Source organism: Micromonospora sp. SCSIO 07396 (assembly GCF_053667945.1).
The window spans coordinates 5,181,543-5,205,161 of sequence record NZ_CM132210.1 but is presented as its reverse complement, the minus strand read 5'-3'; the positions used below and the strand labels follow the sequence as shown (position 1 = coordinate 5,205,161).

The 23,619-nt window shown below is 73.3% G+C and carries 21 protein-coding genes; 17 read left to right on the top strand and 4 right to left on the bottom strand.

Going from position 1 to position 23,619, the window contains the following annotated elements:
- Window positions 1–236: 236 nt before the first annotated feature.
- From ACWCHM_RS22350 to ACWCHM_RS22325, 6 genes are all read left to right on the top strand, one after another.
- Window positions 237–1,325 carry a hypothetical protein gene (locus ACWCHM_RS22350; RefSeq protein WP_204956593.1) on the top strand — a complete coding sequence of 363 codons (1,089 nt, stop codon included), beginning with the start codon at window positions 237–239 and terminating at the stop codon, window positions 1,323–1,325.
- A complete protein-coding gene (locus tag ACWCHM_RS22345) occupies window positions 1,322–2,818 on the top strand; it encodes a hypothetical protein (RefSeq protein WP_454219686.1) in 1,497 nt (498 codons plus the stop codon). The genes ACWCHM_RS22350 and ACWCHM_RS22345 overlap by 4 nt, the downstream gene beginning before the upstream one ends.
- Window positions 2,819–2,901: 83 nt before the next feature.
- A complete protein-coding gene (locus ACWCHM_RS22340; RefSeq protein WP_281900272.1) occupies window positions 2,902–5,208 on the top strand; it encodes a putative bifunctional diguanylate cyclase/phosphodiesterase in 2,307 nt (768 codons plus the stop codon).
- Between the two features lie 140 nt (window positions 5,209–5,348).
- On the top strand, window positions 5,349–6,107 hold the full coding sequence (locus ACWCHM_RS22335; protein ID WP_454219685.1) for a MerR family transcriptional regulator: 759 nt from the start codon (window positions 5,349–5,351) through the stop codon (window positions 6,105–6,107).
- A 62-nt stretch (window positions 6,108–6,169) separates the two neighbouring features.
- Complete coding sequence (locus tag ACWCHM_RS22330) at window positions 6,170–6,454, top strand: putative quinol monooxygenase (protein ID WP_204956596.1); 285 nt, start codon at window positions 6,170–6,172, stop codon at window positions 6,452–6,454.
- 119 nt (window positions 6,455–6,573) lie between these two features.
- Window positions 6,574–7,350: a hypothetical protein gene (locus ACWCHM_RS22325; RefSeq protein ID WP_454219684.1), complete on the top strand. Its 777-nt coding sequence runs from the start codon at window positions 6,574–6,576 to the stop codon at window positions 7,348–7,350.
- 36 nt (window positions 7,351–7,386) lie between these two features.
- Here the strand turns inward: ACWCHM_RS22325 and ACWCHM_RS22320 are convergent, their stop codons facing one another.
- Together ACWCHM_RS22320 and ACWCHM_RS22315 are read right to left on the bottom strand one after the other, a co-directional pair.
- Window positions 7,387–8,937, bottom strand: a complete 1,551-nt coding sequence (locus ACWCHM_RS22320; RefSeq protein WP_454223142.1) for a GntT/GntP/DsdX family permease — start codon at window positions 8,935–8,937, stop codon at window positions 7,387–7,389.
- A gap of 48 nt (window positions 8,938–8,985) precedes the next feature.
- The gene (locus ACWCHM_RS22315) at window positions 8,986–10,539 is read right to left on the bottom strand and encodes a gluconokinase (RefSeq protein ID WP_454219682.1); all 1,554 of its coding nucleotides are present in this window, start codon (window positions 10,537–10,539) and stop codon (window positions 8,986–8,988) included.
- Between the two features lie 243 nt (window positions 10,540–10,782).
- On the opposite strand from ACWCHM_RS22315, the gene ACWCHM_RS22310 reads away from it, so the two are divergent.
- Together ACWCHM_RS22310 and yidD are read left to right on the top strand one after the other, a co-directional pair.
- A complete protein-coding gene (locus ACWCHM_RS22310) occupies window positions 10,783–11,874 on the top strand; it encodes a hypothetical protein (protein WP_454219680.1) in 1,092 nt (363 codons plus the stop codon).
- Window positions 11,875–11,956: 82 nt separating this feature from the next.
- Window positions 11,957–12,343, top strand: a complete 387-nt coding sequence (gene yidD / locus ACWCHM_RS22305) for a membrane protein insertion efficiency factor YidD (RefSeq protein WP_281900235.1) — start codon at window positions 11,957–11,959, stop codon at window positions 12,341–12,343.
- Between the two features lie 58 nt (window positions 12,344–12,401).
- Here the strand turns inward: yidD and ACWCHM_RS22300 are convergent, their stop codons facing one another.
- Complete coding sequence (locus tag ACWCHM_RS22300; RefSeq protein WP_454219679.1) at window positions 12,402–12,620, bottom strand: hypothetical protein; 219 nt, start codon at window positions 12,618–12,620, stop codon at window positions 12,402–12,404.
- A 116-nt stretch (window positions 12,621–12,736) separates the two neighbouring features.
- Here ACWCHM_RS22300 and ACWCHM_RS22295 point away from each other — a divergent pair, with 116 nt between their 5' ends.
- The 6 genes from ACWCHM_RS22295 to ACWCHM_RS22270 all read left to right on the top strand — a co-directional run bounded on the left by ACWCHM_RS22295 (window position 12,737) and on the right by ACWCHM_RS22270 (window position 21,282).
- Window positions 12,737–13,438 carry a TetR/AcrR family transcriptional regulator C-terminal domain-containing protein gene (locus ACWCHM_RS22295; protein ID WP_421489257.1) on the top strand — a complete coding sequence of 234 codons (702 nt, stop codon included), beginning with the start codon at window positions 12,737–12,739 and terminating at the stop codon, window positions 13,436–13,438.
- A 54-nt stretch (window positions 13,439–13,492) separates the two neighbouring features.
- Window positions 13,493–14,653 (top strand): phosphotransferase family protein, encoded by a 1,161-nt coding sequence (locus ACWCHM_RS22290; protein ID WP_454219678.1) that lies wholly within the window; start codon window positions 13,493–13,495, stop codon window positions 14,651–14,653.
- Between the two features lie 96 nt (window positions 14,654–14,749).
- Window positions 14,750–19,054 (top strand): AAA domain-containing protein, encoded by a 4,305-nt coding sequence (locus tag ACWCHM_RS22285; protein WP_454219677.1) that lies wholly within the window; start codon window positions 14,750–14,752, stop codon window positions 19,052–19,054.
- A 364-nt stretch (window positions 19,055–19,418) separates the two neighbouring features.
- The gene (locus tag ACWCHM_RS22280; protein WP_421489254.1) at window positions 19,419–19,685 is read left to right on the top strand and encodes a hypothetical protein; all 267 of its coding nucleotides are present in this window, start codon (window positions 19,419–19,421) and stop codon (window positions 19,683–19,685) included.
- A 224-nt stretch (window positions 19,686–19,909) separates the two neighbouring features.
- Window positions 19,910–20,305 (top strand): peptidase inhibitor family I36 protein, encoded by a 396-nt coding sequence (locus tag ACWCHM_RS22275; RefSeq protein WP_421489253.1) that lies wholly within the window; start codon window positions 19,910–19,912, stop codon window positions 20,303–20,305.
- Between the two features lie 83 nt (window positions 20,306–20,388).
- The gene (locus ACWCHM_RS22270) at window positions 20,389–21,282 is read left to right on the top strand and encodes a hypothetical protein (RefSeq protein WP_421489252.1); all 894 of its coding nucleotides are present in this window, start codon (window positions 20,389–20,391) and stop codon (window positions 21,280–21,282) included.
- A 48-nt stretch (window positions 21,283–21,330) separates the two neighbouring features.
- On the opposite strand, the gene ACWCHM_RS22265 is transcribed toward ACWCHM_RS22270, so the two are convergent.
- On the bottom strand, window positions 21,331–21,549 hold the full coding sequence (locus ACWCHM_RS22265) for a response regulator transcription factor (protein ID WP_421489251.1): 219 nt from the start codon (window positions 21,547–21,549) through the stop codon (window positions 21,331–21,333).
- 465 nt (window positions 21,550–22,014) lie between these two features.
- Here ACWCHM_RS22265 and ACWCHM_RS22260 point away from each other — a divergent pair, with 465 nt between their 5' ends.
- The 3 genes from ACWCHM_RS22260 to ACWCHM_RS22250 are packed head-to-tail and all read left to right on the top strand — an operon-like array spanning window position 22,015 to window position 23,513.
- Window positions 22,015–22,260, top strand: coding sequence for an FAD-binding oxidoreductase (locus tag ACWCHM_RS22260; RefSeq protein WP_421490447.1), 246 nt, complete (start codon window positions 22,015–22,017; stop codon window positions 22,258–22,260).
- Complete coding sequence (locus ACWCHM_RS22255; RefSeq protein ID WP_454219675.1) at window positions 22,261–22,512, top strand: hypothetical protein; 252 nt, start codon at window positions 22,261–22,263, stop codon at window positions 22,510–22,512.
- On the top strand, window positions 22,509–23,513 hold the full coding sequence (locus tag ACWCHM_RS22250) for a trypsin-like serine peptidase (protein WP_204956603.1): 1,005 nt from the start codon (window positions 22,509–22,511) through the stop codon (window positions 23,511–23,513). The genes ACWCHM_RS22255 and ACWCHM_RS22250 overlap by 4 nt, the downstream gene beginning before the upstream one ends.
- Window positions 23,514–23,619 lie beyond the last annotated feature (106 nt).

Below are 23,619 nucleotides of genomic sequence, written 5' to 3'. Positions count from 1 at the left end.
GCTGATCGGCCGCCCACCGGGCTCGTCGACCGCGCCGTTGCACACCGCCTCCCGCCCGCCCTGCACCCCCGGTCGTCGCCCGTCGCGCCGCCGCCGGCCGTCGGCCGGCACCCGGTCGCCCCGGTCACCCTGGAACCGGTCCGCCGGCCGCTGACCCGCCCGCGCCGGAGGCTGTCGACCCGCCCGCGCCGGCGGCTGCCGGCCGGGGTCGGTCGGGGCGGCTATCGTGGCCTGTCGTGACGAGCACCGCACAACGCTTGGCCGCGATCCGGGGCGACGTGCCCCCGAAACGCCACAACGCCCGGACGATCGCCGCGCTCACCGGCAACCCCGGCTGTGCCCGGCGGGCCGTGCTGGACGGGGCCGGGGTGGACAAGACGGCGCTCGCCCAGCGGGTCGGCTTCCCGGCCCGGTTCGGCCAGTCCCGGTTCGCGATCACCCGGGGCAACGCGTTCGAGGCGCAGGTCAAAGCGGACGGCGGGATGGAGCTGCTGCGGCTGGTCGCGCAGCGGTTGGGCGTACCGGTGCCACAGCGGGCGAGCTGGACGGACCTGGGCGGCGCGGACGACCTGCCGGACCGCCGGGAACGCTCGCGGGCCGCGCTGACCGCCGCCGGGCCGGACGCGGCGCTGTTCGACCATCCGCTGCTCGGCCTGGACGTCGCCGGCCACCGGGTGCACCTGGAACCGGACCTGGTCGCCGCCCGGCTCGGCGGCCGGTTCCACGTGGTGGAGATCAAGTCGTTCCCGGTGATCGACGGCCAGGCCGACCCGGCGAAGGTGTCCGCCGCCGCCGTCCAGTCGGCCGTCTACGTGCTGGCGCTGCGCGACCTGCTCGCCGCCGCCGGGCGGGACCCGGAGTCGGTGTCGCACGAGGTGGTGCTGGTCTGCCCGCGTGACTTCGCCAACCAGCCGGTGGCCAGCCTGATCGACGTCCGCAAGCAACTGCTGGTGCTGCGTCGCCAACTGGACCGGATGGCCCGGCTGGACGACCTGCTCACCACCGTGCCGGCCGGGTTCACCGTCGACCCGGGCGTCGACCCGGTGACGCTGACCGCCGCGTTGCGTACCGTGCCGGCGCGCTATGCGCCGGACTGCCTGGCCGGCTGCGAGCTGGCGTACTTCTGCCGGGACGAGGCGCGCGGGCAGACCGGGGCGTTGGGCCGGCCGGTGCGCGAGGCCCTCGGCGGCATCGCCGAGGTGTCCGAGGTGCTGGCCCTGGCGACCGGCGAGCGGGCCGCCGACCCGGAGCGGGAGGAGGCCGCCGCGCTGCTGCGGGCCGCCGCCCGGTTGCGCGCCGACGCCCTCGCCGGCCACCCGGCATGAGTACGCTGCGCGCGTTGGCGAAGGCGCAGGCGCTCGCCGCCGGGGTGGCCCAGCCGGTCGCCACCGTCCGGCACCTGCACCTGGCGCAGCGCCCGCTGGTGCTGGTGCCGCTGGCGATGGCCGGTGAGGCGCACGCCCCGCTCGCCGTGCTGGTCGGCACCGCCCCCGACGACGTCAGGCTGCTGATCGTGCCGCAGCCCCGCAACCGGGACCAGCGGTTCCGCTTCGTCACCGAGCTGGCCGCGACCGTGCTGCCCTGGCTGGACGGCTTCCGGGGCGTCTCGGAGGCGGTGGCCGTGGACCGGGGCCGCGACGTGCGCTACCGGTACGTCGACGCCCCGCAGCTGTGGGTGCCGAACCCGGCCGGGATCACCTTCCTGCGGCTGCTCGGCCGCTCGACCCGGTTCCGTCGCCCGGACGGCGAACACCCGGTGCACCCGGCTGTGCCGCTGCTCGGCCGCTGGCTGACCTTCTTCGCCGAACGGGCCGAGCAGCCCGGCTCGTCGGCGCTGCTGGCGATGACCGACGCGCTCACCCTGCACTGGGCGACCGGGCAGAGCGCGGTGGAGGACCAGCACCTGCCGGCGCTGCTCGGCTGGATCGACCCACCGGCCGGCTCGACGGGTGTCGTGGCCGCTGCGCGGGCCGAGGACCCGACGGTGTGCCCGCCGGCCGGCCCGGCCACCGACCCGGAGTTCGACAACACGGCGCTCGCCCCGGCGATGGCCGCGTGGGCGGCTGCCGACGACGACCCGGTCGCGCGCGACGAGGCGTACGCGGAGCTGGTGCGGTTGCTGCGCGGGCAGCTTGCGCCCACCTGGGAGCTGATGTGGCGCGGCCTGGGGTTGCTCGACGGGCTGCCACCCGGGGCGCGGGTGGCGGGCCGCTGGGCGGGCGACCGGGACGCCTTCACGTCGTACGCCGAGCACCTCGACGCCGACGGCGGGCCGCAGCCCCGGCACGACGGCGCGGTCGCGGCGGCGGTCCGGCTGAACCGGCTGGAACGCGCCGCCACCAGCTACGCCGTGCAGCGCGCCTACGACGACCCGCTGGTGATGGCCGAGCACCGGCTGGCCGGGGAGGCGTTCGTCGCCGACGTCACCCTGGCCGACCCGGGGCGGGTGGACGACAGCGGCAAGCGGCCGGTGCTGCGGCCGAGGATCCAGGTGGTGACCACCGAGCCGGTGCGGATGCCGGTCGGGGCGACGCTGTGGTCGACGGCGCGGCCCGCCCAGAAGGCCAAGGTGGTCTTCGTGACCCCGGCGGCGGACGGCCGGACCGAGGTGGTGTTGGAGCTGTCGGGCGGGATGGGCCGGGGGCTGACCGCGCCGCCGGGCAGCGTGCCGCAGGTGGGGGAGCGGCTGTGTCTGACCACCCTGTCGGAGGCGTACCTGCCCGCCGGGACGTTCCCCACGGCCGAGGAGACGCCGTGGACGCACGGGGGGCCACCCAGCTACGACCCACCCGAGGTGGTGTCCTCAGTGGTCGGATAGCCGACCCGGTGAGTGTGGCGGTGACCCGTCCGGCTGGCTAGGCTTCGATGGTTCGCCGTCCGTGGCCCGTCCGCACGGTCGAGGTGCGCGTTGGAGAGAGAGCCGGAGCGATCACCGTGCTACCCCAGGACGCCGTCTCCGGCGCGCCGACCCGACCGCTGACCCTTCCCCGGGTGGGTGCGGTCGTCGCCGCGGTGGCCGTCGTGCTGGAGTTGATCTGGCTGCTCGCCGCGTTGCCCGAGGCGGCCCTGGTCAGTGACGTCACCGCCACCGCCGTGGCGGGCTGGGCCAGCTACGCCTGCGTCCGTACGATGCGCCGGCATCCCGCCCCGCTACGCCGGTTCTGGGCACTGCTCGCGCTCACCATGGGGCTGGCCGCCGCCGGCCGGCTGCTGTGGACGGTGGACCGGCTGCGTGCCGACGAGTTGCCGCACACCCCGCTGATCGGGGCGGTCTTCACCGCCGGCATCGTCACCGGCACGGCCGCGCTGCTGGCCGCGCTGACCGCGCCGCGCAGCGCGGTGGGTCGGGCCCGCACCGTGCTGGACGGGGTGATCGTCGGGCTGGCCCTGATCCCGATCGGGTGGGTGGTGGTGTTCCGCGACGTCGCCGCCGCCGACCTCGACGATCCGCTGCGGACCCTCGGCCTGCTCTACCCGATGATCGACCTGATGCAGCTGACCATCCTGGTGGCGGTGGCCGGCCCGGCCCGTTCGGTGTGGCCGCCGCTGACCCTGATCGGGGCGGGCCTGGTCACCCGGGCCGGCGCGGACGCGGTCTACGTCTCGCTGGTCGCGCACGGCAGCTACACCCCCGGGCACCCGATCGACGTGTGCTGGCCGTTGAGCTACCTGCTGATCGGCATCGCCACCACCCGGCCACCGCCGCCGACCTGCGACGGGGCCGAGGAGATCGGCGAGTCCCCGCTGCCGTCCTGGTGGCGGGTGGCGCTGCCGTACCTGCCGGTCGGCGGGGCGATCATCGCGGTGGTGCTGGCCCGACGCCCCACCGGGCAGACCCCGCCGCTGGTCTTCGTGGGCATGATGGCGCTGCTCGGGGTGCTCGCCCTGCGGCAGGGGCTGGCCGCCAACGAGAACCTGCGGCTGGTGGCCCGGCTGCGTCGGCTCGCCTACGCCGACCAGCTCACCGGTCTGCCGAACCGGCTGATGTTCAACCGGCAGCTGCGCCAGGCGCTGCGCGGGGGGCCGCCGGTGGCCGTGCTGCTCCTCGACCTGGACGGCTTCAAGCAGGTCAATGACCGGTTCGGGCACGCCACCGGGGACACCCTGCTGACCAGCATCGCGCTGCGGATGCGTGCGGCCGTCGGCGGCGACGGCACGGTGGCCCGGCTCGGCGGGGACGAGTTCGCGGTGCTTGTCGACGGGGACCGGACGGTCGTGCCGGAACGGCTCGCCGAGCGGCTGCTCGCCGCCCTGCAACCGTCCCCGGGCGAGGAGGACGGCGGCGTCCATCCGTCGGCCAGCATCGGCATCGCCGAGTTCGGCCCGCAGCACGCCTCCCACACCGACCTGCTGCGCGACGCCGACATCGCGATGTACGCGGCGAAGGCGGCCGGGAAGTCCGCGTACCGCACCTGCACACCCGCGCTGCGGGAGTCGGCGGTGAGCCGGGCCGAGCTGATCGCCGACCTGCGACGGGCCGTCGACGAGCGGCAACTGCACCTGGAGTACCAACCCATCGTCGACCTCGCCACCGGCGCGGTCCGCAGCGCCGAGGCGCTGGTGCGCTGGCGGCACCCCCGGCTCGGCCTGCTCGCCCCGGCGGCGTTCCTGCCGCTGGCCGAGGAGACCGGGCTGATCGTGCCGATCGACAGGTGGGTGATCCACGAGGCGTGCCGGGCCGCCGCGACCTGGCGGGCCCGGGTGCCCGAGGCGACCGTGGCGGTCAACATCGCCGCCGCGCACCTGCGCCGCCCCGACCTGATCGCCACCGTCACGGCGGCCACCGCCTCGGCCGGCCTGGCCCCCCGCGCGCTCACCCTGGAGCTGACCGAGTCGGCGCTCATCGACGGCAGCGAGGCGGTGCTGGAACGGCTCGCCCAGCTTCGTGAGCTGGGCATCCGCATCGCCATCGACGACTTCGGCACCGGCTACTCGTCGTTGAGCTACCTGCACCGCATCCCCGCCACCGAACTCAAGATCGACAGGTCGTTCGTGGCCCGGCTGGACACCGACGCGCGGGCGTACGCCACGGTGGAGATGGTCACCCGGCTGGCCGGAGCGTTCGACCTGGCGGTGGTGGCCGAGGGGGTGGAGACCGAGGGGCAGCACGCGGCGGTCACCGCGATCGGCTGCGTCCACGGCCAGGGCTACCGGTACGGCCGGCCGGGCGGCCTGTCCGCCCTGCACGCCCTCGCCGCCCCCCGCTGACGCCCGCTGACGCCCGCTGACGCCCCGCCCGGCCGCCGATCCGCCAGGCGTGCCGGCCCGGCCCGGTCCACCGGCGCAGAATCGGGCTTGACCCTCACGTCGCGGCAGGCCGGAGCCTTGGTGCCGGAAGGGAGGAAACCATGGCGTACACGGTGGGTCAGGTGGCGAAGGCGGCCCGGGTGACGGTCCGGACGCTGCACCACTACGACGATATCGGGCTGCTCTCGCCGAGCGGCCGGACGCCGGCCGGCTACCGCCGCTACGACGACGCGGACCTGGAGCGGTTGCAGCACATCCGCTTCTACCGGGAGCTGGGGTTTCCGCTGGAGGAGATCGCGGTGATCCTCGACGACCCGGATGCCGACCCGGCGGCGCACCTGCGCCGGCAGCACGAGCTGTTGAGCGGGCGGATCGGGAAGCTCCAGGAGATGGTCGCCGCGATCGAGATCGCGATGGAGGCGAGACGGGTGGAGATCAACCTGACCCCGGAGGAACGGTTCGAGGTCTTCGGCGACGTCGATCCGGAGGAGCACGCCGAGGAGGCGCGGCAGCGCTGGGGCGACACCGAGGCGTACCGGGTGTCGACCCAGCGGGCGGCGAACTACTCGAAGGAGGACTGGCTGCGCATCAAGGCGGAGCAGGAGGACTGGGGCCGGCAGATCGTGGCGGCGCTGACCGCCGGGACGCCCGCCGACTCGGCGGAGGTGATGGCGCTGGCCGAGGAGCACCGGCAGCTCATCGTCCGCTGGTTCTACGACTGCTCGTACGAGGTGCACACCGGGCTGGCCGACATGTACCTGGCCGATCCCCGGTTCACCGCCTTCTACGAGGCGATCGCCCCGGGGTTGGCGGAGTACCTGGCGGAGGCGATCCACGCCAACGCGATCAGCCGGGCCTGAGCGGTGCCTCCTGTGGTGGGTGAGGATGGGGGTTCGTCCCGCCCACCCACCGGAGGTCGTCCGTGTTCATCGTCGCCGGAAGTCTCTACGTCGACCCCGCCGAGCGGGACACCTACCTGGCCTCCTGCGTGGAGGTGGTCCGGCAGGCCCGCTCGGCGCCCGGCTGCGTCGACTTCGCCATCGGCGCCGACCTGGTCGAGCCGGGCCGGATCAACGTCTACGAACGCTGGGAGTCCGACGACGAGCTGTTGGCGTTCCGGGGGTCCGGCCCGGAGCAGGAGCAGGTCGCGGCGATCCGTGGCGCGGAGGTGCACCGCTACCGCATCTCCGCAGTCGAGGCCCCCTGACCGGCCCCTGATCGGGGGTGCCCGGTCGGTGGCCGGGTGCCGGGCTAGGCTGGCGCGACCGCTCTGTCACCAGCGTCGATCGGCTCGGCCGGCGGGCGCGCCACCCCGGGGAGACCGCCGTGAAGCACCCGAAGCTGGCCGCCGCCACGGCCGCCCTCGTCGCGCTGGTGACGGCGGCCGGCTGCACCTCGGACGACAGCGGTGCGGGACCGACACCGACCGCCGGGTCCACGACCGCAGCGGCCCCGACCGAGCCGGCCGCCGTACTGGCCACCGCCGCGCAGCGGATCGACCAGCAGTCCTACCGGTTGACCCTGGGCGACGGCGCGAGCGGCGGGGACACCACCACCCTGGTCTGGGACCCGAGGGGGCGGCGCGGGCGGGAGACGACGACGTTGGCCGTGGCCAACGGCAAGGTGGTCATCGAGCGGCTCGTCACCGGCACCGACGTCTACGTGAAGGTGACCGCCCCGGACCGGCGGGTGCCGGTCTGGGACGGGCGTACCTGGTGGCACCTGGGCACCGTCGAGGCGGCCGCCGGGAAGCGGACCGGGCTGGACAACACCCGGCTGGCCAGCACGCTCGGCGCGGCCACCGAGGTACGCGCCACCGGCGAACGGGCCTACGCCGGGACCCTGGACCTGCGGCGCAGCACCGAGGTGCTCGGCGAGGGGGTGGGTGGGGTGCTCGGCGAGCGCGCCGCCAGGGTGCCGTTCACCGCGACGGTGGACGCGCAGGGGCGGCTGGTCCGCTACCGGATCGAGTTGTCCGGCGAGCCGGGCAAGACCTCAGCGCTCGACCTGACCTACGCGGACTTCGGCCTGCCCGTGTCGGCGGACCAGCCGGAGGCCGGCCTGATCGGCGAGGACCCGCCCCGCAACATCCCCGGCGCCTGACCCCTGCCCGACCCCGGCCGGCACTGGCGCGGGGACCTACAGGACCAGGTCGAGGAGGAGTACGCCGGCGAAGCCGACCACCGAGATGATCGTCTCCAGTACCGACCAGCTCTTGATCGTCTGCCCCACGGTCAGCCCGAAATACTCCTTGACCAGCCAGAAGCCGGCATCGTTGACGTGCGAGAAGAACAGCGAACCGCAGCCGACGGCCAGGGCCAGCAGCGCCACCTCGGGACGGTCCAGGGTGGCCGCCAACGGGGCGACGATGCCGGCAGCGGTGATCGTGGCGACCGTCGCCGAGCCGGTGGCGACCCGGATGCCCACGGCGACCAGCCAGCCCAGCAGCAGCGGGGAGAGGTTGGCGTCCTTGGCCGCGTCGGCGACCAGGTCGCCCACCCCGGCGTCCACCAGCACCTGCTTGAAGCCGCCGCCGGCGGCGACGATGAGCAGGATGCCGGCGATCGGCGGCAGCGAGCCGCCGAGCACCGAGGAGACCTGGCTGCGGCTGAACCCGGCCTGGTAGCCGAGGGTGAACATGGCGACGATCACCCCGGCCAGCAGCGCCACGATCGGCGCCCCGGCGATGTCGAGGGCCTGCCGGGCGACGGTGCCCTCGGTCAGGGTCAGTTCGCCGACCGCGCGCAGCAGCATCAGCACCACCGGCAGCAACACGGTGAGCACCGCCGGCCAGAACCTGGGGGTACGCCGGGCCGTCTCGGTGCCGCTGTCGTCGACCGGTGCGCCCGGCCGGCCGGAGCCCGGGTTGACCAGGTCGTCGTCGGTGAGCAGGTCGTCGTCGCCGGCCGGTCCCCGCCCGGTGTCCCGGCCGTCCGACCCGCGGCCGACGGCGGGGCTGCCCGGCCCGCGCCGGCCACCGCCGGTGGTGGCCGGTTGCCGGGTGGGCAGCAGCGCGGCCGGGGCGGTGGCCGGCACGTAGCGCGCAATGAAGTTGCCGAACACCGGGCCGGCGACGATCACGGTGGGGATGGCGATGATCAGGCCCAGCCCGAGGGTGAGCCCCAGGTCGGCGTCGAGGGAGGAGATCGCCACCAGCGGGCCGGGGTGTGGCGGGACGAGGCCGTGCAGCACCGACAGGCCGGCCAGCGCCGGGATGCCGATCTTCATCAGCGGTACGTCGGTGCGCAGCGAGACCAGCAGCACGATCGGCACCAGCAGCACCACGCCGACCTCGAAGAACAGCGGTAGGCCGATCAGTGCGGCGACCCCGGCCATGGCCCAGGGCAGGGCGGTGCCGGAGACCCGCCCGACGACCCGGTTGACGATGCCGTCCGCCCCGCCCGACTCGGCGAGCAGCCCGCCGATCATCGCGCCGAGGGCGATCAGCAGACCCACCCCGCCGACCGTGGAGCCGACCCCGGCGCTGAACGACTCGATCATCGTGTCGGGGGCCATGGCGGCGACCACGCCGAGCACCGCCGCGCCGAGGATCAACGCCAGGAAGGGGTGCACCTTGCCCCAGGCGATGAGCAGGACGACCGCGGCGATGCCCAGCAGGGCGGCCACGACGAGCTGGGCGTCACCGGCGCTGGTGGCCGGTTCCGCAGGTGCGGCGAGGAGGGTGAGCACGGCGATCACGACCTTCGGACGGGGTCCGGCCCGACGTGGGGCGGGCGGTCACATGGGTGCGGGGGTGGGTGGTGGCTCTGCCGGCAGGCTGGGGGCCAGCCGGCGCAGCGACGCGAAGGTGGGCACCAGCGCGTCGTACAGCTCGGCGTGCAGGGGGAGCAGGGCGGCGTAGGTGGCGGCGGAGGCCGGCTCGGGGCGTACCGTCTCGTCGATGCGGACCAGGTCGGCGGCGACGTCGACGGAGTCGATCAGCCCGAGCGCCTGCATGCCGAGCAGCGCCGCGCCGAAGCTGGAGCCCTCGTGGCCGGCGGGGAACCGCACCGGCATGTCGAGCGCGTCGGCGAGCATCTGCCGCCACAGTGGGCTACGGGCGAAGCCGCCGCTGGCGCGTACCTCACGGACCTCGTTGCCGGCCGCCCGGACCGACGCCAGGACCAGGGCGAGCTGCTGGCAGACCCCCTCCAGTGCGGCCCGGACGAGATGCTCGCGGCGGTGCCCGTGGGTCAGCCCGACGTACGCCCCGCGCGGCAGCGCGCTCCAGTGCGGGGCCCGCTCGCTGAGCAGGTACGGCAGCATGATCAGCCCGCCGGAGCCGACCGGTGCGGTGGCGGCCAGCGCGAGCAGTTCCTCCTCCCCGTGCTCGCCGAACTCGGGGGCGAGGGTGTCACCGGCCCACTGGAGCACGATCCCGCCGTTGTTGATCGCCCCGCCGACGACCCACCGGTCCTCGGTGAGGGCATAGCAGAACACCCCGCCGAGCGGGTCGACGGCGGGACGTTCGACGGCCACCCGCATCGCCCCGGAGGTGCCGATGGAGCAGGCGACGACGCCGGGGCGTACCGCGCCGAGGCCCAGGTTGGCCAGCGGGCCGTCGCCCGCGCCGACCACGACCGGGGTGTCGGCCGGCAGGCCGGTGGCGATGGCGGCGCGGGCGGTCAGCCCCGGCAGGACGGTGGTGGTGGGGACGAGCCGGGGAAGCTGCTCCCCGGTGATCTGGGCGACGCGGAGCGCCTGGGGGTCCCAGGCGAGCTGGTGGATGTCCATCAGGCCGGTGGCCGAGGCGACCGAGTGGTCGGTGACCAGCGTGTCGGTCAGCCGCAGCAGCACGTAGTCCTTGATGCCGACCCAGTGGGCGACCCGCTCGTGCAGCGTCGGTTCCTGCTCGGCGTACCAGAGGAGTTTCGGCAGTGGGGCCATCGGGTGCACGGGGGTGCCGGTGCGTCGGTGCAGGGCCAGCCCCCAGGGCGCGGCGCGCAGCCGTTCGGCCTGGCTGCTGGCCCGGGAGTCGGCCCAGGTCACCGACGGGGTGAGCGGCTCGCCGTCCGGGTCGAGGCCGATCAGGCTGTGCATCGCGGTGCTGAACGACAGGCCGGCGATGCCGTCGCCCAGTTCGGTGACGACGGTGCGGATGGTCTCCACCACCGCGTCGAAGATGAGCCGGGGGTCCTGCTCGGCGTAGCCGGGGTGCGGCTCGTCGAGCGGGTAGCCGACGGAGTGGCTGGCGAGCTGGTGGCCGTCGGTGTCGTACGCCACGGTCTTGGTGCTGGTGGTGCCGATGTCGACGCCGAGCACCACCCGGCGGCGGTGGTCCGGACCGGTCACGGGTCCCCCCTCGCATCGGCGGTGCGGGCGTCGCGGCCCGGCTGCGGCTGACGTTACCGACGTTGGCAGCGCCCCGCACGGCGGAGAACCGGAAGGTGAGCCGGCGTGCGGTTCGTCGTGGTCCGACAGATTTCCATCCCCCGATCGGGTGGTAAATCCCTAATGCCGGGTCCGCCGGTCTTGTTCCTGCCGTTGAGCCGGGTGAACACCCCGGTTGGTGGCTCGCACGGCGGAGGGGTCGGCGTGGCGATGACTGATTCGACGGGTTCCACCTGGCGCTACACCTGGGCACGGCAGCAGAACGAACGACGGCGGCGGGTCTACCGCACCGTCGAGCGGGCCTGGCGACGTCGCGACGACGAACTGCGTCGGCTGCGTGCCCTCGCCGTCGGTCTGCGGGGCACCGCGGCTGCCGGGGCCGGCCTGCCGTTGGCGTTGAGCCCCGGCGAGGCGGTGCTCTGGACGATGCCCGGCGTGCAGCTGGTCGAGGTCCGGCACACCGCCGTGCTGCCCGCCCCCGACCTGGTCGTCGAGGCGGCGTCGGGGCCGTTGCGCCACCGGCTGCCCGACGGGGTCCGGGCCACCGACGCCGGAATCGCGGTGGTCACCAACCGTCGGCTGGTCCTGGTCGGCGGGCGGGGCCGGCGCGAGTGGGCGTACGGGAGGATGACCGGGCTGCTGCACGACCCGGCGGCCCCGGTCACCCTGATCCAGGTCCTGGACCGGCGGCAGACCTCCGGCGTGCTGTTGCCGCCGGGCGCGGCGGCCGAGTTCCGGTTCGTGCTGACCCTGGCTTTCGCCGACGCCATCGAGCAGCGGCCGGCCGTCCTCGCCCAGCTCGACGAGTTGATCGCCACCCATGCCGAGAGCGCGCCGTTCCGACCGGCGATCGCCACTCCCGCGCAGGCCCGGTTCAGCGCCCGGGTCCCCGGCGGTCGGCGGACCGTCGCGGTGGCCGCCGCGCTGACCCTGGTGGTGCCGGTGGTGCTGGCCGGGTCCGATCCGCCGGTCACCCCGGAGGTGGCGTCGGCGGCCACCGCCGCGCCCGCTCCGGTCGTGACCCGGCCGCGCACCGGCCCGCCGCAGCCGTCGCCGTCCGTGGTGCGGGAGCGGCGCTGCGGGGCCCCGGCCAACCCGATGGGGTACGACTACTGCGGCGGCGAACCCGTCCGGAAACCCGACCACCGGGTCTGCGACTGGTTCGACTGCGTGCCGCAGTTCTGGGCCGGGCGTGGCTACCTGGTGCTGTGCCGCGACGGCGCGGTCAGCCTGACCGGTGGCCAGCCGAAGCCCTGCGCCGGCCACGACGGCGTCCGCCGCACCGTGCACCGCTGAGCCCTGGGCTCGCTGGTGGGGGGCCGGTACCGCTACCTCGGCCTTCCGGCCCCGACAGCGGGGCTGGCGGGGCCGTCGCATCATGTACGGCGTGATCCATTTCAAGCGTAAGCAGCACAAGAAGAAGCGCGACTGGTGCGACGCCGACTGCGACGGCTGCGACGGCTGTGACGGGCTGCCTTGCTGTGACTTCGGCCTGTTCTCCTTCCTGTTGACCCTCGGCGCGACCACTGCCCGGGTGAGCCGGGCGTCGGTGGTGGACCGGGCGGGCCGGGCGGCGATCCTCGGCTACCGGCGGTGGTTGTCGCACCGCTGGCCGGGCCAGTGCCGCTACACCCCGACGTGCAGCGCGTACGGGCTGGCCGCCGTCGAGCGGCACGGCCTGGCCGTGGGTGGCCGGATGGCGGCGCAGCGGCTGCGCCGGTGTCGGCCGGGCGTCCCGCGGGGCACCCACGACCCGGTCCGCTGACGCTGCTGGCGGGCCCGGACGAACGCGACGCGGTGTCCGGCCGCGGCTCCGGCGGGGCCTACGCGACGACGTCCCGGTAGACCTCGATGTCGTAGATGAGGCGGACGGGCTCGCCGTTGGTGGTGCCGACGAAGACGGGTTCCGCGGCGGGGGTGCGCCCCCGCCGCCACACCTCGTCGCGGGCGGCGTCCCGGGATTCGCGGTGCACCTTCCCGGCCCGGTGCAGTTCCACCACCCGGCGCGCGGTGTGTCTGTCGCTGTCGAGTTGTATGCGCATCAGCGGCACGGTCGCCACCGCCCTTCCGCGAGTAACCACCGTCCACCGGGGACGGTACCGGCGAACCTTAATCTAACAGCGTTAAATTAACTGTGCACGGTACTAGGCTGCTGCGGGTGGACGCGACCGAATTCACTGGACGACCGGATGGCCGGGCCGCCCCGATCTGGCTACGGCCGGAGCCGGCCCGCAACCGCCGGGCCACCCCGCTGACCCGGGACCGGATCGTGACGGCGGCCGTCGACCTGCTCGACCGCACCGGTGTCGACGGGCTGACCATGCGCCGGCTGGCCGAACGCCTCGCCGTCACCCCCACCGCCCTCTACTGGCACGTCGCGACCCGGGACGACGTCCTCGACCTGGCCGTCGACCACATCTTCGGCGAGGTGCCGCTGCCGGCCGCCGGCCCCGACTGGCGCGCCGACGTCCGCACGCTGACCTGCGGATGGCGGGCGGCCATGCTCCGCCATCCCTGGGCGCCGAGCCTGATCGGCCGCCCCATGCTCGGCCCGCATGTCCTCGCCCGCACGGAGTTCCTCCAGGCCGCGCTGGTCCGCGCCGGGCTCACCGGCCGGCACTTGGCCGTGGTGACCCGGTTGGTGGCCAACTACGTGATCGGCGCGGCCCTCACCGAAGCCACCTGGCGGCAGACCGACGACCCCGAGGCACGCGCCGAAGCCCGCCGGCACCTTGAGGCCAACGCCGCCGCCTACCCCACCCTCACCGCCTCCGGTCACCTCGACGACGGCCGGTGGAGCGATGACGACCTCTTCGTCCGGGGTCTCGACGCCATCCTCGCCACCGCGCAGCTGAGCTGACCGCCGCCGGTATTCGGCTCGCGCGCCCGCCGGGCGGCTCGTTACCGTCCGGCCATGGTCCGTACCGTCCGCCTCGTCCTGGTCGACGCCACCGGCCGCCCGCTCGGCGCGCTACCCGACTTCGACGTGCCGGTGCCCTGGTGGCAGGACGCGGCGGCGGTCGTCGCCGGGGCCCGCGCCGCGTACGGCGTCGAGGTGACCGTGCTGCGGCTGCTCGTCGGGCGGCGCGGCCGGCCACCCGGGGGCCACGTCAGCTACCTGGCGGAGGTGTCCGGCCCGGTCCGCGTACCGCTGCTGCCGGCGCAGGTGGCGCAGCCGGCGGCGCATCCGCTGCGCGCGCCCTACGCGCAGCCGGGCGGGCCGGCGGCGAGCCTGGCGTGGGCCGCCACGCAGCTCGACCGGCTGGGCCGGCCGGCCACCGTGTCGACCCAGGAGCGCACCTGGAACCTGTCGGCGGTCTGGCGGCTCGACGGGCCGCACGGCACCGCCTGGCTCAAACAGGTTCCGGTGTTCTTCCGGCACGAGGCGGCGGTGCTGCGGCTGCTGGCCGACGATCCGGACACCCCGGGGCTGCTCGCCGCCGACGACGAGGGGCGGATGCTGCTCGACCACGTGCCGGGGGAGGACCGCTACGGCGCCGACCCCGCCGAACGCGCCGCGATCGCCGCCCGGCACCACGCCCTCCAGGTCCGCACGCTGCCCGCCGCCGACCGGCTCGCTGCCGCCGGGGTGCCGGACCTGCGCGGCGCAGCCCTGGCCCGGTGGCTGCGCGCGACCCTCGCCCCGCACCGGGCGCACGAGCAGCTCGCCGACGTCGAGACGCGGCTCGACGAGGTGACCCGGTGCGGGCTGCCCGACACCCTCGTGCACGGCGACCTGCACCCCGGCAACGTCCGCGCCGACGGGCACCGACACACCATCATCGACTGGGGCGACGCGTTCGTCGGCCACCCGGCCTTCGACATCCTCCGGCTGACCGAGCAACTGCCCGCCGGGCCGGCCGCCACCCTCGTCGCCGACTGGTGCGCACGCTGGCGGGCCGACGTGCCGGGCTGCCTGCCGGAACGGGCGGTGGCGCTGCTGCGGCCGGTGGCGTGGCTGCGGATGGCGGCGGTGTACGCGATGTTCCTCGCCGGCATCGAGCCGTCCGAACGGGTCTACCACGCCGAGGACCTGCCGGAGAACCTGGCGAGGGCGGACGCCGAGACCGGCTGACCGCCGCCGTGGGTGAAGAATGCCGACCGGAGGTCCCGTCCGGGAGGAATTCGCCGGTAGGGTGCCGGAGACCCCCACAGCCAGCAAAGGTGCCGCATGCTCTCCCGCGCCACGTCCGACCTCGAATCACCCGCGCTGATCCTGGAGCGCACCACCGCGCTGGTCGACTACCTGATGGCCGTGCGCGCCCAGCTGGAGAAGCCGGCCCGCACGGTGCCCACAGCGGACGTGTTCTGGCAGCACGACCTGCCCGAGCACCCGGACTGCCAGGTGGGCGTCTCGGCCGACGGGGTGAGCTGGCTCCAGGTCGGCCTGCCGGCGACCCCCCGACGGCTGAAGACCCCCGTCGAGTTCGTCGCGCACCTCGCCGACACCCCGCCCTACCCGGCCGAGCCGAGGCTGACCGGCGACGAGGAGACCATCGCGCGGCTGCGGCCCCGCTTCGAGCAGTGGCGGGAGCAGGACTGGCGGCCCTGGGCCGAGCAGGCCGCCCGCACCGAGCGGGTACGCCGACTGCACCGCGCCCTGTTCGACCTGATGCACCGGGTCGACATGACCGCCGCCAGTTACGAACTCGTCTGGGGTCACGGCGTCATCCACACCGAGGTCGCCGGTAACCGGGTGCGGTATCCGCTGGTGGTGACCCCGGTCGCCGTCGAGTACGACCCCGACCGGTCGGTCGTGCGGGTGGTGCCGCAGGGGCCGGCCCGGTTGCAGACCGACCCGCTGACCGGCCTCGACGAACGGTACCTGCGGCAACTGCTGGCCCTGGCCGGGTCCGGCGGGCAGCTCGACCTCGACGTCTGGGCGGAGTTCGACAGGCGGGAGTTCTTCGAACGGGCGTTGCGTCGCCTCGGCCACGACCCGGTGCTGCGCGACGCCGACGCCCCCGCCCCCACCGGCGGGTACGTGCACGACACCGGGGTGCTGTTCGTCCGGCCCCGGCAGCGGATGCTGCGCCGTTTCCTGGAGGAACTGCGGGCCCGGCTGCTGGCCGGTGACACCACCGGCATCGGCGCGCTCGCCGCGATCCTCGCCCACGAGCCGAGCCGGCTGGAGATGCCGCACGACGAGCCGCAGCGGTGGCAGCCGCTGGGGGAGCGGCTGCTCATGCCGCTGCCCACCAACGAGGCACAGGAGTCCATCGCCCGCCGGCTCGCCCAGCACCGCAACGTCGCCGTGCAGGGGCCACCCGGCACCGGCAAGACGCACACCATCCGCAACCTGATCTGCCACCTGATGGCGCACGGCAAACGGGTGCTCGTGGTCGCGCAGAAGGAGGACCCACTGCGGGTGCTGCGCGACGGCCTGCCGCCGGAGATCCAACCGCTCTGCCTGGCCGTGCTCGGCCGCTCCGCCGACCAGCTGGTGCAGCTCCAGCTCGCCGCCCGGGAACTCTCCGACCGGGGCGCCACCCTGGACCGTCGCGCCGAACAGCAGCGGGTCGATCGGCTGCGCCGGCAACTGGAGGAGGCCGAACGGGACCTCGGGCTCGCCCTGGCCGGCCTGCGCGCGCTCGCCGAACACGAATCCGCCAGGTACGAGATCGACGGCATCCGGCTGTCCCCCGGCGACGTCGGCGCGTGGCTGCGCGAGCGGGCCGACCGCTACGGCGACATCCCCGACCCGCTCGCCCCCGACCTGGCCGCCCCGCTGACCGGGGAGGAGTTCAGCGACCTGCTCGACATCGCCAGGCGTACCCGGCGAGCCGACCGCGCGCAGGCGTTGCGGGAGCTGCCGACGGTGGCCGACCTGCCGACCGCCGAGGCGATCCGGGACGACCGCCGGGAGCTGGCCGCGACCCGGCACGAACTGGACCGGCTCGCCGACGCCGGGATGCTGATCGCCGAGGTACGCGCCGTCGGGCAGCCCGCCCTGGAGGAGCTGGGCGGGCAGCTCCGGGAGGCGGCGACCCTGCTCACCGAGCGGGAGGGCGCGTGGACCGACCGGCTCGGCGCGCTGTTGCAGGCCGACGCGAACTGGCGGATCCGGTGGGAGGACCACGTGGCCGCCAGCCAGCAGGCGCTGGCCGACCTGGCCGCCGCCGCCCGGGTCGTCGCCGGGCACGAGGTCGCCGTCGCCGAGCTCCACCTGACCGAGCCGCGCCGACTGCTGGCGCTGCTCGACGAGCTGCGGCAACGCTTCGCCGCCGGCAAGGGCGTCAACAAGCTCTTCCAGGGCACCCTGGCCCGGATCGCCACCGACTGCCGGATCGACGGCGAGGTGCTGCGCAGCGCCGAGGACGTCGACGTCGTCGTCGCGTACGTGACCCGGCGTCGGCTGCGGCAGGCGCTGGCCACCCGGTGGGCGCAGTGGCGCGCGCCGCTCGGCCTGCCCGCCGAGATCGGCGACGAGCCGGAATACTGGACCGGCCAGCTGCTCACCGCCGCCGCCACCGCGCTGGACTGGGACCGGCGGCGCTGGCCGACGCTGCTGCGCACCGTCCGCCGGGTGCTGCCGCGCGCCGAACACACCGTCGACGTACGCCGGCTGACGGCGCTGATCGCCCTGCTCGGCCGGGCCACTGCGGTGTTCGTCCACGACGAGTTGGTAGCCGAGGAGCACCGGCTCGACGCGCTGCTCCAACGCGGCATGTCCGGGGTGGAGGCCAGCGACCTGTGGCGGCTGCTCGACCACGCCTACCAGGGCGACCTCGACGGCTGGGACGCCCTGCTCGACGAGGTGCGCCGGCTCGCCGCCCTGCGCCCCGAGGCGCAACGCTTCGCCACGCTCACCGGCCGGCTGCGGCCCGTCGCCCCGGACTGGACCACCCAGCTTGAGGACGGCACCGCCGTCGCCCTGCACGGCACCGGCGCGGACTGCCTCGACCGGTGGCGGTGGCGGCGCGCGCAGACCTGGTTCGACCAGGTCGTCGGCAGCGTCGACCCGGTGGCTCTGGGCCGGCGCGCCGACCGCACCCGGGAACGCATCCGCCAGCTCACCCGGGAACTCGTGGTCGCGTCCGCCTGGCTGGAGGTGTCGCTGGCGCTGGACGACCGGCGGCGGGCCGCCCTCGCCGACTGGACCACCGCCCTGCGCAAGATCGGCAAGGGCACGGGGAAGAACGCCGCCCAGTGGCAGGGCCACGCCCAGAAGGCGATGACCGCAGCCGTGGACGCCGTGCCGGTGTGGGTGATGTCCGTCGACCGGGCCATCGAACAGTTCGCCGGGGGTGCGCGCTTCGACGTGGTCATCGTCGACGAGGCGTCGCAGGCCGACCTGTTCGCCCTGCCCGTCCTCACCCTCGCCGAACGGGCCGTCGTGGTCGGCGACGACCAGCAGATCGGGCCGCAGCTCTCCTTCGTCGGCAGCGTCACCGGCCTGATCAACTCACATCTGGTGGACGTGCCGTCGGCCGAGCACTTCGACCCGGAGAGCAGCCTCTACGACCACGCGGTCCGCCGCTCGCCCGAGCGCATCCTGCTCACCGAGCACTTCCGGTCGGTGCCGGCGATCATCGGGTTCTCCAGCGACACCTACTACGGCGGCGAGATCGAACCGTTGCGCACCGACCGGCCCGCCGGCATCGGTGACCCGGTCGTCGCCGTGCACGTGCCCGAGGGCGTCCGCCAGGACCTGCCCGGCTACGGCAACGTCAACGTCGCCGAGGCCGAAGCCCTCGTCGGCCGGGTCGCCGCGATCGTCGCCGATCCGGCGTACGCGGGCCGCAGCGTCGGCGTGGTCAGCCTGCTCAGCACCAGCGGGCAGGCCCTCTACCTGCTGGCCCGGCTGCGCGAGGAGATCGGCGCGGAGGAGATGGAACGCCGTCGGCTGCGCGTCGGCGACTCCTACACCTTCCAGGGCGACGAACGCGACGTGGTGCTGGTGTCGACTGTCGTCTCCCCGCACCAGGGGCCGGTCGCCGCGTTCACCAAACGCGACCACCACCGTCGGGTCAACGTCGCCGCCTCCCGGGCCCGCGACCAGCTCTGGGTGTTCCACTCCGTGCAGCCCGACGACCTGCGCCCCGACGACGCCCGGGGCCTGCTGCTGCGCTACTGCCAGAACGTCACCACCGCCGAGGAGTCCTACGTCGACCTGGAGCGACGCTGCGACAGCGACTTCGAACGCGAGGTGCTGCGGCGGATGCTGCGCCGGGGCTTGCGGCCGTTGCCGCAGTTCCGGGTCGGCTCGTACCGGATCGACTTCGTGCTGCCCGCGCCGGACGGGCGGCGGCTGGCGATCGAGTGCGACGGGGACGCCTATCACGGGCCGGAGCAGTGGGAGAGCGACATGCGCCGGCAGGCGGTGCTGGAACGGGTCGGCAACTGCGTGTTCGTCCGGATCCGGGGCAGCGTGTTCAGCCGGGACCCGGAGGCGGCGCTGACGCCGCTGTGGCAGCTCATCGAGGAGTTGGGCATCGGAGGGAGCCGGACCGGGGAATCCACTACGTCCGGGTAACACGCGGCGTGGAGCTGGTGCGCAGCACCGAGACCTACGACCCGCTGATGCATACCGTGTTATCGGTCGGTGGCTGAGGCGGCATCGGGCGTGGGCTGCTTATCGTCCGAGCAGTGGTCCGGGCACACACGACAGTGTCATGAATGTGACTGCCCGACCGAAAGCTGGCCCGGCCGTCGATGTGCGTCTGCGCAGTTTCAACATCTCCGATTAAGGGCGACGGGCAACAGGCAGGGTGTCTGGGTGGACGGAACCCTGAGTTGGCAGACGGGTACGGGTCCGTTAATCATCGGAGCTTTCTACGCTTCGTGACTGTGGAGTCCGGGCCTGGACGGTCTTCCTCGTCGATCGAGTTTCGGTCCAGATGGCCGCGCTGACTCCGAAGCATCCGTCGGGCTGCCGCCGACTGCGGTCGTGGACCGAGGCTGGTCTCGACGAACAGCTCCGCGAACTGGCCCTGAACTGCTGTGACCTCCTGGTTGCCCCGGACCTGGCGGACGCCGACGCCGACGGCGCGATCATCACCGGCACCCGGTACAACCCCAGGAAAACCCTGTCGATCGCATCTGGGCCGTCATCAGAACACGGCGTCGCCAACGTCGCCGTAACCACCCTCGGCGACCGATTCTGATAACCCCGCGCCGTCGTCCGGCACCGCACATCCGACCAGAACCTGCTAGCCCTCGCGCCCCGGACCAATCGACCTGGTCACCCCGCAATTGCCGATATAGATCTGGTCAGGTCATTAACACGGTGGAGACAATCGGTCAAGCCGCGAAACCTCGCGACTTCCGCCGCCGTGGCCACTTCGGAGAGCATTACCTCATGCAGAAAACGACGACCAGAAGGAGAGTCATGAACATCAAGCGGGGAATGATCGCACTGGTGGCAATCGCGACCGCAGGTGTCGCGGCGCTGAGCCTCGGCGCACCGGCCCAGGCAACCGGCAAGAACGGCGTGCTGGAAAGCGGGGAGTTCGGTCTCTACTACTCCCCGAACCAGCAGGGGCCCGTCTTCGACCTGTACGTCTCGGACAGCAACTTCGCCGACGACTCCTTCCCGGGCACGGGAATCCCGGTGAACGACAACACGGCGTCCTACCACAACCGGGACACGTTCTACTGGTGGGTCTACACCGCTGCGAACTACGGCGGCAACAGCGGCTGCCTGTCGCCGGGCTATCGCGGGAACGCGTCGACGGAATTCAGGAACAAGATCTCCTCGGCGCGCTACTTGCCCTACTCCTGCTGAGCCGGGCCGCTGCTCCGCCCACTGACAGTGGGCGGAGCAGCGGCATTCGTACCCCACTGCCGACTGACACTAACGAGGATATGATGAACATCAATCGCGTGGCGGCCGGGCTGGTCGCGATCGTCGCTGTCGTCGCCCTCGCGGCGTGCACCAGCACTCCCAGCGGCACACCAGCGCACGCCGGGGAGCCCTCCACCGCACCGCCGCCGCACCTGCTGCGCAGCGTCGAGCTGCGACTTCCGATCGAGGACTACCTGCCCACGGCCGAGCAACGTGACCGCCTGGGCACGGCTCGACTGCGCCTGATCCAGAAATGCCTGGCCCGGTTCGACGTCCGCTATCCGGTCAAGGCGGTTCCGGGCAGCGCCTACGGCCCACGCAGCGAGACCGACCGTCGGTACGGCATCACCGACCTGGCGCTGGCCAGGACCGACGGCTATGGCCTCGGCACCCGCGATCCGGCCCGGGCCGGCAGGCCCGCCAATCCGGTCCTCGACGCGGACGGAATCACCGCGCTGCACGGGACGGGACGGTCGACGGTTCGCGGCCAGCTGGTGCCGGCCGGTGGCTGCGTGGGTGAGGCCGACGACGAACTGGCCCGACAGGTTCCCGCAGGCGTCGACGTGGCCAAGGCCAGTCGGCTCCAGATGTGGTCGTTCGAGGAGTCCAAGCGTGACAGCCGGGTGACCGCAGCGTTTCGAGCCTGGTCCGACTGCATGCAGCAGGCCGGTTTCTCCTACGCTGACCCGCTGTCGGTGATGGGCGATCCGGCGTTCGAGGCGGATGCCGCCTCCTCCCAGGAGATCGCAGTGGCCACCAGGGACATCCACTGCAAAGGCGAGGCGAACGTGGTGGGCATCTGGTTCACGGTGGAATCGGCGTACCAGCGGCGGGAGATCGACTCGCACCGCGCCGCCTACGACGCCATCCGCCAGGCCGTCATGGCCCGAGATCAGTTCGCCGGCCAGGTGTCCTGAACGACGGTTCCCGCAGCTGTGGCTGCGGGAACCGCATCCGGCTGGAGATCACTTGCCGTGGGCCTTGCCGACCGCCATTCCGAGGCGCACGAGATCAGCACCTATCTTGATGCCGGTCTTCTCTCTGATCCGCCGGAGATAGGTGTCCACGGTTCTGGTGGATATGCTCATCCGTCGACCGATCTGCACATACGTCAGGCCGTCCGAAAAGTGGACGAGCACCTCCTTCTCGCGGGGTGACAGACTCTGCTCGTTAATGTTCCTCACCCTCCCCCGAGGCAATGATCTACATTCTTCAGCGTTGATTCATCAATCTCCATGCCCCAACGCCAGTCTGCCACTCTGCTGCGCAGATCGCATACGATTATTTTCCATGAGCTGAACGCGTTTGCACTGTCGCAGATCTATCTTTCGATCGGATTTATTGATCGGTGTGACGCAGATCACTAGATATTGTTGGGACGTGGGTAGGTCGAGCCCGTACCCCACCGCAGGCCAGTCGTGGAATTCCCGAAAACTGCATAAGCCGCCGTAATGCTCACGGGTTTCCTGACGGTGAACCGCGACGCAACGCCGCGTCCGGGAGCGGATCTGACTGTGAAACCGAAATTCGGCACCTGCTGACCGCGCGGATTGCCCTCTTGAGCGCTGTTGCGTTGGCGGATCGGCGGGCACGCACCGACATGACGCCACGGAACTTCCTGTCGGGCGACCGGTGACGGCGTGTCGGCGATGGTGATCGGTCACCACCGGCCGTGCCCCGGCATCGCCATCCTGCGGACCCTGCGCCCCTGGTTGCGGTTGCCGCACCGCCCGGGCCAGGCAGGTCCCGTCGAGACCCCACGGAACCCCGGTCGCTGGCGTTGGTACTGCCCGGCCAACGCACCCCGCCCCGACGGCACCGTCGAGCTGCATGTCCGGCGCGTGGCCGCCGGCACCGTCTCGGGCAACCTCGTTCACGAGGTAGGCCCCGGCTAGATGCTGCCCCTCGGCCCGTCCCGCGACACCGGCCTACACCTGCGCGACGGTGACCTGCTGCTGGTGGCCGGTGGCACCGGGCTGGCCCCGCTGCGCGCCCCGGTCGAGCAGGTCGCCGCCGCCCCCTCGGTCGCCGGTGTGCCCGCCGACCGTATCCACCTTCCGGAGCGGATCCGGCGTCAGACCCCGGAGCGGAAGGGGCATCTCCACAAACGTCTTTCTGACAATCCGGCCGTACGTTCCCCGTCATGACATCGAAGCCAACCCCCGGCCTGCGTCGTCGCGTCGGCGTCGCCGGAGCGGTCACCGCGCTCGTGACGACGACTCTGACCGGGCTCGCTCAGCAGCCCGCCACCGCCGCTCCCGGAACGGTCGCCACCCACGCCGTCGCCGTCACCGCCGCCGAGCGGCAGGCGGTGCTGGCGTACTGGACGCCGCAGCGGATAGCGGCTCTGAAGACCCCGTCGGCGCAGGTGCCGCCCGTGGCGAAGCCGGACGGCGCGCCATGGACCCGGGCGGACGCCGTGTCGCGTACCGTCGGCAGGCTCTTCTTCACCGACCACGGCGAGGACGCCAGCTGCACGGCGACGGTGCTGGACAGCGCCAACCGCAGCACGGTGGTGACCGCCGCGCACTGCGTCAACAACACCGACCTCATCGGTGAGGACAACCAGTGGTCGGCCAACGTGCTGTTCGTCCCCGGCTACACCGACGGCCGGGCGCCGTACGGCAGGTTCGTCGCCCGGCTGTCGGTGGCCCCGTCGACGTGGCTGCTCAACGACCAGATCGAAAGCCTGTACGACTCGTACGACCAGGCGTTCGTGGTGCTCCACCCGAACAGCGACGGACGCCGGGTGCAGGACGCCGTCGGCGTCGCCCAGCGGATCGGCTACGACGTGCCGGGCGCGCGGGTGGTGCACCAGTTCGGCTACCCCCGGGCCAGTTCCGACGAGGCCCGCGAGGGGCTGCCGGAATACACCGGTGAGCGACTCGCCTACTGCGCCGGCCGGGCGGTGGAGCAGCAGTCGACCGAGGACTGGCCGGAGCCGCCCGGCCAGTGGGGCACCGCATGCGTGATGGGCGGCGGCTCCAGCGGCGGCCCGCGACTCACGAACTTCGACCGGCACACCGGGCTCGGCACCGTCGTCGGCGACAACTCCCACGGCTACATTCCGGGGAAGCGTTACCTGGTGGGGCCGCAGTTCAGCACGGCGATCACCCGCCCACTCTTCGAGCGGGCGCAACACAGCTGATTCGGGCTGGGTACCGGGCAGCCCACCTCGCCACGGGTGTGGGCGCCCGGTGCCGACGACGCTCCCTCAGCCGTACGAGGCAGACCATCCATGGGTCCTCCGCCAC